The 12,143-nt window shown below is 67.0% G+C and carries 10 protein-coding genes, 2 tRNA genes and 1 pseudogene; 10 read left to right on the top strand and 3 right to left on the bottom strand.

Translation table 11 applies throughout. From position 1 onward, the window contains the following. Positions 1-14: 14 nt before the first annotated feature. The 8 genes from AC1RS9_RS11780 to AC1RS9_RS11745 all read left to right on the top strand — a co-directional run bounded on the left by AC1RS9_RS11780 (position 15) and on the right by AC1RS9_RS11745 (position 7,706). Positions 15-614, top strand: a complete 600-nt coding sequence (locus tag AC1RS9_RS11780; protein ID WP_492921596.1) for a hypothetical protein — start codon at positions 15-17, stop codon at positions 612-614. Positions 615-688: 74 nt separating this feature from the next. After that, the gene (locus tag AC1RS9_RS11775; protein ID WP_338811819.1) at positions 689-1,327 is read left to right on the top strand and encodes a hypothetical protein; all 639 of its coding nucleotides are present in this window, start codon (positions 689-691) and stop codon (positions 1,325-1,327) included. A gap of 265 nt (positions 1,328-1,592) precedes the next feature. Continuing rightward, positions 1,593-3,734, top strand: a complete 2,142-nt coding sequence (gene gyrB, locus AC1RS9_RS11770) for a DNA topoisomerase (ATP-hydrolyzing) subunit B (RefSeq protein WP_165584314.1) — start codon at positions 1,593-1,595, stop codon at positions 3,732-3,734. Positions 3,735-3,826: 92 nt separating this feature from the next. Next, complete coding sequence (gene gyrA, locus AC1RS9_RS11765) at positions 3,827-6,622, top strand: DNA gyrase subunit A (RefSeq protein ID WP_376745330.1); 2,796 nt, start codon at positions 3,827-3,829, stop codon at positions 6,620-6,622. A gap of 110 nt (positions 6,623-6,732) precedes the next feature. Further along, positions 6,733-7,158: a DUF3566 domain-containing protein gene (locus AC1RS9_RS11760; protein ID WP_231729406.1), complete on the top strand. Its 426-nt coding sequence runs from the start codon at positions 6,733-6,735 to the stop codon at positions 7,156-7,158. A 211-nt stretch (positions 7,159-7,369) separates the two neighbouring features. After that, positions 7,370-7,446 (top strand) — tRNA-Ile (locus tag AC1RS9_RS11755). A 31-nt stretch (positions 7,447-7,477) separates the two neighbouring features. Further along, positions 7,478-7,624 (top strand): hypothetical protein, encoded by a 147-nt coding sequence (locus AC1RS9_RS11750; RefSeq protein ID WP_006944753.1) that lies wholly within the window; start codon positions 7,478-7,480, stop codon positions 7,622-7,624. A 9-nt stretch (positions 7,625-7,633) separates the two neighbouring features. After that, positions 7,634-7,706, top strand: a tRNA-Ala gene (locus AC1RS9_RS11745). A 75-nt stretch (positions 7,707-7,781) separates the two neighbouring features. Here the strand turns inward: AC1RS9_RS11745 and AC1RS9_RS11740 are convergent. The 3 genes and pseudogenes from AC1RS9_RS11740 to AC1RS9_RS11730 form a co-directional block, all read right to left on the bottom strand. Then, entirely contained in the window at positions 7,782-8,342 is a 561-nt protein-coding gene (locus AC1RS9_RS11740) for an NYN domain-containing protein (protein ID WP_006944737.1), read from the bottom strand. 74 nt (positions 8,343-8,416) lie between these two features. Next, positions 8,417-8,974, bottom strand: a pseudogene (locus tag AC1RS9_RS11735) (SDR family oxidoreductase); the annotation flags it as partial. Between the two features lie 233 nt (positions 8,975-9,207). Beyond that, a complete protein-coding gene (locus AC1RS9_RS11730) occupies positions 9,208-10,365 on the bottom strand; it encodes a hypothetical protein (protein WP_492921592.1) in 1,158 nt (385 codons plus the stop codon). A 171-nt stretch (positions 10,366-10,536) separates the two neighbouring features. Between AC1RS9_RS11730 and AC1RS9_RS11725 the strand changes: the two genes are divergently transcribed. Together AC1RS9_RS11725 and AC1RS9_RS11720 are read left to right on the top strand one after the other, a co-directional pair. Beyond that, on the top strand, positions 10,537-11,055 hold the full coding sequence (locus AC1RS9_RS11725) for a peptidylprolyl isomerase (protein ID WP_006944662.1): 519 nt from the start codon (positions 10,537-10,539) through the stop codon (positions 11,053-11,055). A gap of 143 nt (positions 11,056-11,198) precedes the next feature. After that, positions 11,199-12,134 carry a rhomboid family intramembrane serine protease gene (locus AC1RS9_RS11720; RefSeq protein WP_492921590.1) on the top strand — a complete coding sequence of 312 codons (936 nt, stop codon included), beginning with the start codon at positions 11,199-11,201 and terminating at the stop codon, positions 12,132-12,134. Positions 12,135-12,143: the final 9 nt, after the last annotated feature.

The following is a 12,143-nucleotide window of genomic DNA, read 5'->3' as shown; positions in this document are numbered from 1 at the left end:
ATCGAGCAGCACACATGCGACCGAATGACGACACCCGCGACCACGATGGGGCGCGCGTCGATCAGGACAACCACTGCTCAGGCAGGAGGCGCATGCCCTGGTTGACTCCGCTGATCCTGGGATTGGTGGCTGTGGCGAGCTTCGGCCTCGTCTCGTTCTTGCTCCAGCACAAGTCGTCATCCACGAACCACGATGCGATGGCACCTGCCACCATCGCCGCGAACCCTTCGTCGGCGTCGTCATCCTCGTTGGCCTCGGCGTCCAGCCCCGCAACCGTCTCGGGGAGTCCACCCTCCACGCCGGAGGGGTTCCCCGCCGAGGCTTCTACGCAGTGCACGGCCGAGTCGTCGTCAGGGGACTATGAGCTCATCGACAATGCGCAACGGGAGGAAGTGCGCATGAAGGAGGGGGCGCGGACTTCCTGTGCCTTCCTCGGCGCTACCAGGAATGAGGTTCTCGCCAAGCTGGTGGCAGATCCCAAGGCGACGTCGTTCACGGTGAAGCCGTACAGCCAGGCGACGCAGAAGATCATCTCGCTCGACTGCGCCGTGTCGCACGGATTCACCTACTGCGAGGGCGGCGCCAGCGCCAAGATGTGGATCCGCAACCCCTGACGGCCAGACGAGCCTTTCGCCACGTCTGTGTCGAGGGATCCTGATTCGCGCGGGGGACGAGGCAGAATACAGCCATGACGAACGAACGGACTCCGCCGCCGAAAGACGAGCGGACGAGCCGCACCGGGCGGCGGAGCACCTGGCTTCTACCATTGGCGCTCATCGCCGCAGGCGGTCTCAGTTTCGGCGGGGTGACGCTGTTCATGCATCGCCAGCACTCCGATCCGGCTCACGCCTCGATCTCCTCGATCAGTACCGTGACTGCGCTGTCGACGACCCAAGGGTCCGCGCCGCAGGGCGCCTCGAACCAGCCTTCGACGACCCCTCGTTCTTCTCTCCCGGGGTCAGGATCCTTGTCTTCACAGGCGACCTCTACAGGCGTGGCCGCGTTTCCCTCGGACTCCGTCGCATCATGCGGCGGTGGTGCGGCCTATCCCGACGAGACGGTGGAACCGCTGTCTGACATCAAGGTGTATTCCGACCCGAACGAAGCGCCCGGATGCTCCTTCGTTCACGCCGTTGCCCGGAATGTGTCCTCCAAGGTGAGCAGCGATCCGGCCGCCACGAGTTTCACCGTCACCCAGCATTCATCGCGCGGAGGTCAGAACCATGACTACACCGTCGACTGCACCAGGGAGAAGCAACTGAGCACCTGTGCCGTGGTCGGATCCATCAAGCACACGATCATCTACGTGCGGGACGGAGCGCAGTGAGCCAAGCCGCGCCAGAGGCCGATGAGTGCCCTCGAGGCCCCGGTCGACGATCCCCGGCACGTCGAGGCCTCGTTCCCGCGTGCACGAGGCCCTCTGGAGCGTTTCGTGGCTATGTTCTGAGCCGTGCTACCAGTAAGATGGACATGATTCGCACGTTGTATCGCGTCACGAGCCCGCACGCACGTCGTTGCGGGAGTCACGCCTCGGGTTTCCCGCTCCGAGAGCCGGCGCACTGCAACGGTGCCACGCACGGTGAAGGAGCACAGTGGCCGACAAGCCCAGCGACGACTCGATCGACCCTACGACGCAGGATCCCTCGCTCGCAGACGCGGCCGACGGCGCGTCAGAGCAGGTCGAGCAGCACGTCCGGTCCCAGATCGACACGGAGTACGACGCCGACGCCATCCAGGTCCTCGAGGGCCTCGAGGCCGTCCGCAAGCGGCCCGGCATGTACATCGGCTCCACGGGTGAGCGCGGCCTGCATCACCTCGTGTGGGAGATCGTCGACAACTCGGTCGACGAGGCCCTCGCCGGTCACGCGACGCGCGTCGACGTGACGATCCTGCCCGACAACGGCATCCGCGTCTCCGACAACGGCCGCGGCATCCCGACGGGCCGCAACGAGGCGTACGACATGTCGACCGTCGAGCTCGTCCTCACCCAGCTGCACGCCGGAGGCAAGTTCGGTGGCGGCGGCTACAAGGTCTCCGGTGGTCTGCACGGCGTCGGCAGCTCGGTCGTCAACGCCTTGTCGACGCGCCTCGAGGCCGAGGTGCGGCAGAAGGGCCACGTCTACCGAATGGAGTTCGCGGGCGGCGTGCCGCTCGGCGAGCTGCGTGAGGAAGAGGAGAGCGACGAGACCGGCACGACGATCACGTTCTGGGCGAGCCCGGAGATCTTCGAGACGACCGTCTACGACTTCGAGACGATCCGTGCGCGCTTCCAGCAGATGGCCTTCCTCAACAAGGGCCTGACGATCTCCCTCACCGACGAGCGTCCCGACGCCGTCGACGAGGGTGCTGCAGAGGAAGCTGCGGCCGACGCTGCAGCCGAGGGTGCCGACGCCGCACAGGCTGACGAGGCCGCCGCGCAGGCGAAGAAGGGCAAGAGCGTCACGTACTGCTACGCGGACGGTCTGCTCGACTACGTCAAGCACCTCAACTCCTCCAAGCGCGCCGAGGTCGTCAACGAGGACATCATCGCCTTCGAGCACGAGGACGCCGAGCGCTACCTCTCGGTCGAGGTCGCGATGCAGTGGACGACGGCATACAGCGAGTCCGTCCACACGTACGCCAACACGATCAACACGCACGAGGGCGGCACGCACGAAGAGGGTTTCCGCGCGGCGATGACGAAGCTCGTCAACGACTTCGCGCGCCGCGAGAAGCTGCTCAAGGAGAAGGACGACAACCTCACCGGTGACGACATCCGCGAGGGGCTGACGGCCGTCATCAGCGTCAAGCTTGCCGAACCACAGTTCGAGGGCCAGACGAAGACGAAGCTCGGCAACTCCGAGGTCAAGGGCTTCGTCCAGACCGCGGTGCGCGACGAGTTCGACCACTGGCTGCAGATGCACCCGCGAGAGGGCAAGGCGATCGTCAGCAAGGCCATCGCCGCCGCGTCGGCGCGGATGGCGGCCCGCAAGGCGCGCGAGACCGCGCGACGCAAGGGCCTGCTCGAATCGGGTGGACTGCCGGGCAAGCTGCGCGACTGCCAGAGCAAGGATCCGTCGATCTCCGAGGTGTTCATCGTCGAGGGTGACTCGGCCGGTGGCTCGGCGGTCCAGGGGCGCAACCCGTTCAACCAGGCGATCCTGCCGATCCGCGGCAAGATCCTCAACGTCGAGAAGGCACGCCTCGACAAGGTGCTCGCGAACAACGAGGTTCAGGGCCTGATCTCGGGCTTCGGCACGGGCATCGGCGAAGACTTCACGATCGAGAAGGCGCGCTACCACAAGATCGTCCTCATGGCCGACGCCGACGTCGACGGCATGCACATCCGCACGCTGCTGCTCACTCTGTTGTTCCGCTTCATGCGCCCGCTCATCGAGGCCGGATACGTCTACCTCGCCCAGCCGCCGCTGTACCGCATCAAGTGGAGCAACCACGAGCACGAGTTCGCCTTCACCGACCGCGAGCGCGACGCGATGATCGACGCAGGCCAGTCGAAGGGCTGGCGCCTGCCGAAGGAGAACGGCGTCCAGCGCTACAAGGGTCTCGGCGAGATGAATTACCAGGAATTGTGGGAGACCACGATGGACCCGGAGTCGCGCACGTTGCTCCAGGTCACGCTCGAGGACGCCGCGGCCGCCGACGAGATCTTCGCCGTGCTCATGGGTGAGGACGTCGAATCGCGACGCAGCTTCATCCAGCGCAACGCGAAGGACGTCAGGTTCCTCGACATCTGATCTGCGTTTCACGTGAAACGTGAGCGACGAGCCGCTCCGTTTCACGTGAAACATCGCGACAACTCGACAACCCTTCATCGAAGGAATGACACATGTCTGACGACACGAACCTGCCGGGCGACGACGCGTCCGACCTGCCGGACGATCTCCCCGAGGTCCCCCAGGGCGAAGCCGACGCTCCCGCCAGCGACGCCGCAGCAGCCGCGGCCGGCATCGACCCCACGCGCCCCGAGCCGCCGACGATGAAGGTGCCGAACACGCCGGAGGCGCAGGCCGCCGTCGCCGCTCCGGTTGCGCACCGCGTCGACCCGATCGACCTCAACGCCGAGATGCAGCGCAGCTACATCGAGTACGCGATGAGCGTCATCGTCTCGCGTGCCCTGCCGGACGTGCGTGACGGCCTCAAGCCCGTGCACCGTCGCATCGTCTACGCCATGTACGACGGTGGCTACCGTCCCGACCGCGGCTACAACAAGTGCAGCCGTGTGGTCGGTGACGTCATGGGTCAGTACCACCCGCACGGTGACTCGGCGATCTACGACGCCCTCGTGCGTCTCGTGCAGCCGTGGTCGATGCGCTACCCGCTCGTCGACGGCCAGGGCAACTTCGGTTCGCCCGGCAACGACGGCGCAGCCGCCCCGCGATACACCGAGTGCCGCATGGCGCCCCTCGCGATGGAGCTCGTGCGCGACATCCACGAGAACACCGTCGACTTCGAGCCCAACTACGACGGCAAGACGCTGCAGCCCAGCGTCCTGCCGAGCCGTTTCCCGAACCTGCTCGTCAACGGCAGCGCCGGCATCGCTGTCGGCATGGCGACGCAGATCCCGCCGCACAACCTGCGCGAGGTCGCCGACGCCGCGCAGTGGCTGCTCGCGAACCCCGAGGCCTCGCGTGAGGCACTGCTCGAAGAGTGCCTGCGTCGCATCCCCGGCCCGGACTTCCCGACCGGCGCGCTCATCATGGGCAAGCGCGGCGTCGAGGACGCCTACCGCACCGGCCGCGGCAGCATCACGATGCGCGCCGTCGTCAACGTCGAGGAGATCCAGGGCCGTCAGTGCCTCGTCGTCACGGAGCTGCCGTACCAGGTCAACCCAGACGCGCTCGCCGAGAAGATCGCGATGCTCGTCAAGGACGGCAAGATGGCCGGCATCGCCGACATCCGTGACGAGACGTCCGGCCGCACCGGCCAGCGCCTCGTCATCGTGCTCAAGCGTGACGCGATCGCCAAGGTCGTGCTCAACAACCTCTACAAGCACACGCAGCTGCAGCAGAACTTCGGCGCGAACATGCTCGCCCTCGTCGACGGTGTGCCGCGCACGCTGCCGATCAGTGCGTTCATCCGCTACTGGGTCGAGCACCAGATCGACGTCATCGTGCGCCGCACGCAGTTCCGTCTCGACGAGGCCGAGAAGCGCATCCACATCCTGCGCGGTCTGTTGAAGGCCCTCGACATGCTCGACGAGGTCATCGCCCTCATCCGTCGCAGCCCGACGGTCGACGATGCCCGCACGGGCCTCATCGAGCTGCTCGACATCGACGAGATCCAGGCCAACGCCATCCTCGAGATGCAGCTGCGTCGCCTCGCGGCGCTCGAGCGTCAGCGCATCATCGAGCAGCACGACGAGCTGCAGTCGAAGATCGACGACTACAAGGACATCCTGGCCAAGCCGGAGCGTCAGCGTCAGATCGTCAGCGACGAGCTCGCCGAGATCGTCGAGAAGTACGGCGACGACCGTCGCAGCCAGATCGTGCCGTTCGACGGTGACATGAACATGGAAGACCTCATCCCCGAAGAGGACGTGGTCGTCACCATCACGCGCGGCGGCTACGTCAAGCGCACGAAGGTGAGCGAGTACCGCAGCCAGCGTCGCGGTGGCAAGGGTGTGCGCGGCGCGACGCTGCGCGGTGACGACGTCGTCGGGCACTTCTTCACGACCTCGACGCACGACTGGCTGTTGTTCTTCACGAACGCCGGCCGCGTCTACCGGACGAAGGGCTACGAGCTGCCGGAGGGCTCGCGCGACAGCAAGGGCCAGCACGTCGCGAACCTGCTCGCGTTCCAGCCGGGCGAGCAGATCGCTCAGGTCATGGCGCTGCGCACCTATGCCGACTCGGAGTACCTTCTGCTCGCGACCCGCAACGGCCTCGTCAAGAAGACGCGCCTGTCGGAGTATGACTCGCCGCGTTCGGGCGGCCTCATCGCCGTCAACCTGCGTGACGGCGACGAGCTCGTCGGTGCCGGCCTCGCGACGCACGACGACGACGTCCTGCTCGTCAGCCGCAAGGGCCAGGCCGTGCGTTTCGCTGCGACGGACGACTCACTGCGTCCGATGGGCCGATCGACGTCGGGTGTCACCGGCATGAAGTTCCGAGAAGGCGACGAACTGCTGTCGATGAACGTCGTGCCGAAGGGCGCGAACGAGGTCGAGCGCGGGGCCGACGAGAAGCTGTGCGTCTTCGTCGTCTTCGAGAACGGGCTCGCCAAGCGCACGCCCGTGGAGGAGTACCCGACGAAGGGGCGCGCGACGCTCGGCGTCAAGGTCGCGACGATCTCAGAGCGAGGCGGTGACCTCGTCGGCGCGCTCGTCGTCGAGAACCGTGACGAAGTGATGGTCGTCATGGAGAAGGGCAAGATCGTCCGCTCGGCCGTCGCCGAGGTGCGTGAGACGGGCCGCAACACGCAGGGCGTGCAGTTCGCGACGCCCGGCAAGGGCGACTCGATCGTCGCCGTCGCGCGCAACGCCGAGAAGGATTCTGAGGAAATCGACGATGACGCGGTAGTTTCGGAGACGAACGAGGCCGCGGAGTCAACTCAGGACGCAACGCACGCTCCGGACGACGAGTCGGCCTCCACGGAGAACAACGAGTCGGGAGACAGTGAGTGAGTGACTCGCGAGACGCGCGCGCGAAGCTGCCGAAATCTGCCGGGGGCGCCCCCCGAGCGGTCAAGGGCAGTGGTGCAGCGGCGCCAGCCACACGACCCCAGCAGCAGCGCGTGAGCACGCAGGCCGGCCGCGCGCCGGCCTCGTCGGGCCGCGGCGGCGCCCCACGTCGCTCCACGCCGCGCCGAGTGCGCCTGACGCTGTCGCGCGTCGACACGTGGTCGGTGCTCAAGATCGCCTTCCTGTTGTCGGTGGCCGTCGCCATCGCGTCCGTCGTCCTCGTGGCGACGTTGTGGACGGTGCTCGCGGGCATGGGCACCTTCAGCGCGATCAACGACCTGCTGCGGACGCTGGATCGTCAAGGCTCGAAGTTCGACATCCTCGACTACCTCGGGTTCGGCCGCTCGATCTCGTTCAGCATCGTCATCGGCGTGCTCAACATCATCCTCATGACGGCGATCGCGACCCTGAGCGCGTTCCTCTACAACATCTGCGCCTCCCTCGTCGGCGGCGTGCAGCTGACGTTGAGCGACGAGTGATCGCAGCCTGAGCAATCGCGCGACGGGCCTGCCCTCCACGACGGTGGGGCGGGCCCGTCGTCGTCTGCCCAGGCTGGTGGGTGCGGGTCGCAGCTGGCCCGTGGCGACGCGGTGGGATAAGGCGCCGCCCGCGATTTGCGGGCCACGCCTGCGGTGGGTAATCTTACGTCTCGTGCTGATCACGCAGGTGAACGGCACGCACGCGGTGCAGGGGCCTATAGCTCAGTCGGTTAGAGCGCTGTCCTGATAAGACAGAGGTCACTGGTTCAAGTCCAGTTAGGCCCACCACCACTGCCCCTTGATTTCGCCAAGGAGTCGCATGTTCAAGGCACTTCTCGCATCTGCTGCGGCCGCTGCCGCCCTGTATGCGAACAGCGAATACCAGAAGCAGAAGCTGGGCAAGGAGCTGTGGGCGAAGGCCACGCAGGAGCCCGCCACGCAGGCGGCCACCGAACAACCTGGCTGAAAAACCCTCGGGGGTATGGCGCAATTGGTAGCGCACCTGCTTTGCAAGCAGGGGGTTAGGGGTTCGAGTCCCCTTACCTCCACCGAGAACGAAGAGCCCCCCACGGATTCGTGAGGGGCTCTTCGCCGTCCGGTGCCCGCGACGGCGCGGGCAGCGCTCAGAGGAAGGCCAGTGGGTCGAACTCGTCGATCGGGATGACGCGCAGGCGCGGCAGCGTCGCGTTGAACGCCTTGACGTCGTGCTCGAGGTCGAAGAACTCGAGGCCCTGTGCCTCCAGGGGCGAGAAGCCGGCGTTGCGGAACTCCTTGAAGCCGATCAGCCCGACCTTGCGGGAGCCGCCGAGCAGCGGTTCGAGCTGCGGGAGGAAGTCGCCGTCGTGGCTGACGAGCATGACGTCGGCCTGCAGCGTCACGAGGGCGTCCAGCGTCTTCTGGATGGCCATGTCGACCACCTTCTCGCCCTCCGCGCCGGAGAGAGGTATTGGCTGGTAGCCGAGCGCCGTCAGGGCCTGGATGAACGCCATCGGCAGCTCGGGGCCGTTGGCCGCGAGGAAGAACAGCCCCTTGGCGTCCTGGTGCCACTGGCGCTGGGCGAACTTGAGTAGCCTGTCCCAGCGCGGGCGCTCGTCAGGGTGGGGGCGGCGGCCGAGGATCGAGGTGCCGAGCGTGGCATCGATGTTCTCGCCGTCGATGAGGAGGTAGGTGGTGCGCTGAGCCATGGCTCCAACCTAGTCCATGCTGGGCTGACGACGACGAACGTCTCTCGGACGGCATGCCCGCTCGTCAGCACCTGCGCGAGCGTGTGGGCGACGTCGCCGCGCGTGATGGGCTGACGCTGCTGGTCGGGGTTGATCGTCACCTGGCCCGTGGGCGCGTCATCGGTGAGCATTCCGGGGCGGACGATGGTCCAGTCGAGGTCGCGGGTACGCAGGTCGGCATCCGCGCCGCCCTTGGCGTAGAGGTAGACCTGGAAGACGCCGGCGTCGACGTTCTCCGGCGCGTCGGAGCCGATCGACGACACCATGACGTAGCGTCGCACGCCCGCCTGCTCCGCAGCGTCGGCGAGCAGCACCGCTCCCATGAGGTCGACGCTCCACTTGCGCGCCCGACCCGATTCCGGGCCGCCACCCGCGGCGAAGACGACGGCGTCGCAGCCGTTGATGACCTCGGCGACGTCGTCGACCGAGGCGTCCTCGAGTGAGATGACGGCGGGCTCCATTCCCGCGGCGCGCAGGTCGTCCGCCTGCTCCGGTGTACGGATGAGGCCGACGACGTCGTGGCCCTCGCCGCTCAACCGCTGCCCGAGCAACCGGGCGATCTGGCCATGTCCTCCTGCAATAGCAATACGCATGCCTCGACACTACTCCTGTGGGCATCAAGCGTCGATCCGTCTCGATGGTTTCATCTACGCGTATCTAATAGATCGAGTACAGCGAGGTAGCAAGCGCTGACATGGTGCTCGTGACGTCGTCACGAGTAGCGACGCGTACGGCCCCGACCAGCACGAGAGGCCCGGACGGGAGCCTCGTCGTGCCCGATCGCGAGGCCCTCAACGGGGCCTGGCGTCGGGGTGGAGCGTCGAACTCAGTGGTCGTCGCGAGCCGCGCGACGCGAGCTGCGCGTCTCGCCCGCGCTCGGGTCCTCGAGACCTTCCGTCGTCATGTGGCCCGAAGCCTCGGCGTCGGTCCACGACGCAGCCGTGCCGGGGGCGCCGGCGGGCTCGGCAGTCGGCGTGTCGACACCGGCCGGGCGCACCATCGTCGTGTCGTCGGCCTTCGCGAAGTTCGTCACGGGGTTGTTGATCGTCATCTCGTCACCGCGAGCCGTCTTGGAGTCGGCGATGGCGGCCTCCGAGAGGCGAGCGTCCGCCGCACGCTTCTTCTGCTGGTCGGCGTACACGAGGTAGCCGGCTCCCGCGAGAGCGGCGACACCGAGCGTGATGAGGAAGCCGCCCTTCTTCTTCTTGGGCGCGAGGGCCGGCGCGTACTGCGCGACCTGCTTCTGCGCGCCCTCGGGCAGCTGGCCGACGACGTTGTGCGACGCGGCGGTGCCGGCGGCAGCAGCGGTCGCGAGGATCTCCTTGAGGTGCGGCAGCAGCTCGTCCTTGTAGAAGTCGCGCGCGTTGTCGGCTGAGATGCCCTTGTCCTCGGCGACGGCCTCGGCGCGGCCCCGCAGGGCGGCGGCCTTGTACGCGACGTCCTCGCGGGCGCCCGGGCCGAAGGCGCTGACGGCCTTCTTCTCGCCCTTGGCGGCCTTCGCGGCCAGGAGCGCAGCAAGGGCCCCGGCCTTCTTGTCGGCCTTCTTCGACGCCTTGGACGTCTTCTTGTCAGCCTTCTTCATGAAGCGTGAGGAGTTCTTGTCTGCCTTCTTGGCAGCCTTCTTCCCCTTCTGCTGTGCGTCGTCACGAGCGTCCTTGGCGGAGTCGGCGACGGCGGCGAGCGAGGCGACGGTGGCGGCCTTCGCAGCGCCGGCCTTCTCGGCGACGGATTCGCGCTGGTCGGCGGTCTTGTCGGCGACCTTCTCCGTCGCTGCCTCGACGTGCGGCGCAGCAGCGTCGCGGGCCTCTTCGAGCTTCTCGACGATCACGTCGCGGGCTTCCTCGGCCTTCTCGACGAGGGTCGGCACGACGTCCTTCTCCGTCTTGACCTTGGCCTCGACGGCCTTCTCGGCAGCGAGACCGGCGACAGCGAGGGCGGCGCCCTTGGCCTTCTCGGACTTGGTGGGTTCGGACTTGCACAGCATGGCTGGTCTTCCTCTCCAGTCGGCAGCAGTTCTTGACTTCATCCTGCCTTGTTCGGGCGGGGCTTACCAACCGGTTGTGAGGTATTGGACGCTGTGGGAGGTCGTTTCGCTGAGCGCGAACGCCCGAGACCTCATCATGACCTGTCGTGTTCCACGTGAAACACTGGAGGCATGATCGCGACTCTGCACACCAACCACGGTGACATCAACATCAACCTGTTCCCCAACCAGGCGCCGAAGACGGTCGACAACTTCGTCGGCCTGGCGAAGGGCACCAAGGAGTACAAGGACGACGCGGGCCGCACCAACCCGCAGCCGTACTACGACGGTCTGACGTTCCACCGCATCATCCCCGGCTTCATGATTCAGGGTGGTTGCCCGCTCGGCGTCGGCATGGGCGGCCCGGGGTACAACTTCGACGACGAGATCTCGCCGGAGCTCAACTTCAACTCGCCGTACATGCTGGCCATGGCCAACGCGGGTACCCGCATGGGCAAGGGAACGAACGGCTCGCAGTTCTTCATCACCGTCGCCGACACGTCCTGGCTGCAGGGCAAGCACACGATCTTCGGTGAGGTCGCCGACGACGCGTCGAAGAAGGTCGTCGACGAGATCGCCGCCGTCTCCACCGGCGCTCAGGACAAGCCGCTCGAGCCCGTCGTCATCGAGAGCGTGACGATCTCCGAGTGACACCTCGCCTCTCGCCGCAAGTCGGGAGGTTCCGCTGACGACTCCTCGTCAGCCAGCGCAGCCGAGATGGCCCCGTCGAGCATGACGGGGCCATCCTTGGTCTCACGCCTTCTTCACGCACGCCTCCGACGAAACGAGACGACATGACGCAGCCGCCCGCCGGATCCGGCTCGGGTGCCTTCGGCGCCCCCGAGGCGCCGGACGCGGTACCCGTCTGCCCGCGCCACCCCAACACCGCTGCCTACACGCGCTGTCAACGCTGCGGTCGCCCGGCGTGCCCGCGCTGCCAGATCCCCGCGTCGGTGGGGTTCCAGTGCGTCGACTGCGTCGCGGCCGAACGGAAGACGAACCCGACGTTGCCGACCCGCTCGTCCCTCGGCATGACGACGGGCGCCGCGGCGCAGGGTCGACCCGTCGTCACGATCGGGATCATCGCGATCTGCTGTCTCGTGTGGCTGGGGCAGCTGGCGAGTGACGCGCTGTACCGCGACGTGTCGTTCGTCGCGGTGTTCGCGAGGGACGAGCCGTGGCGCTACCTGACGAGCGGGTTCGCCCACGACACGGGCACCCCGATGCACCTGCTGTTCAACATGATGGCGCTGTACTTCATGGGGCAGTACCTCGAACCACTCATCGGTCGTGTGCGCTTCGGGGCGCTGTACCTGCTCTCCGTGCTCGGTGGCTCCGTCGTCTACCAGATCATGACGGCGCCGTCGTCACAGCTCGATCTGCTGACGTCAGGGTGGGTGACGCCGCTGGTCGGCGCCTCCGGCGGTGTGTTCGGGCTCTTCCTCGCCGTCGTCGTGTTCAACCGCCGACTCGGCCGGGAGATCGGGCCGATGATGACGATGATCGCGATCAACGTCGTCATCGGTTTCATGGCGTCCAACGTGGCGTGGCAGGCGCACCTCGGCGGTGCGGTGGCCGGCGCCGTAGGCGCGCTCATCCTCTACGCGTTGCGGCGCCGCCCGGCCGCGATGCAGGCCTCGGCGCTGGGCGCGTTGGCGGTGGCGCTCATCGCCGCTGCGTACGTCGACTTCTCGGTCGTGGGCGTCAGCTGGCCGCACATCGTCGGATGATCGTCGCCG

It is taken from the genome of Dermacoccus sp. MPR-E5, from assembly GCF_058809565.1.
Note: the sequence above shows the minus strand (reverse complement) of the source record. Positions and strands in the feature narration are given on the sequence as shown.

Bases quoted from the DNA above. Each gene is read 5' to 3' on its own strand.
- AC1RS9_RS11720 (WP_492921590.1), top strand. From the start codon at position 11,199: ATGACGCAGCCGCCCGCCGGATCCGGCTCGGGTGCCTTCGGCGCCCCC.
- gyrA (WP_376745330.1), top strand. From the start codon at position 3,827: ATGTCTGACGACACGAACCTGCCGGGCGACGACGCGTCCGACCTGCCG.
- AC1RS9_RS11730 (WP_492921592.1), bottom strand. From the start codon at position 10,365: ATGCTGTGCAAGTCCGAACCCACCAAGTCCGAGAAGGCCAAGGGCGCC.
- AC1RS9_RS11780 (WP_492921596.1), top strand. From the start codon at position 15: ATGCGACCGAATGACGACACCCGCGACCACGATGGGGCGCGCGTCGAT.
- AC1RS9_RS11775 (WP_338811819.1), top strand. From the start codon at position 689: ATGACGAACGAACGGACTCCGCCGCCGAAAGACGAGCGGACGAGCCGC.
- AC1RS9_RS11750 (WP_006944753.1), top strand. From the start codon at position 7,478: ATGTTCAAGGCACTTCTCGCATCTGCTGCGGCCGCTGCCGCCCTGTAT.
- AC1RS9_RS11740 (WP_006944737.1), bottom strand. From the start codon at position 8,342: ATGGCTCAGCGCACCACCTACCTCCTCATCGACGGCGAGAACATCGAT.
- AC1RS9_RS11725 (WP_006944662.1), top strand. From the start codon at position 10,537: ATGATCGCGACTCTGCACACCAACCACGGTGACATCAACATCAACCTG.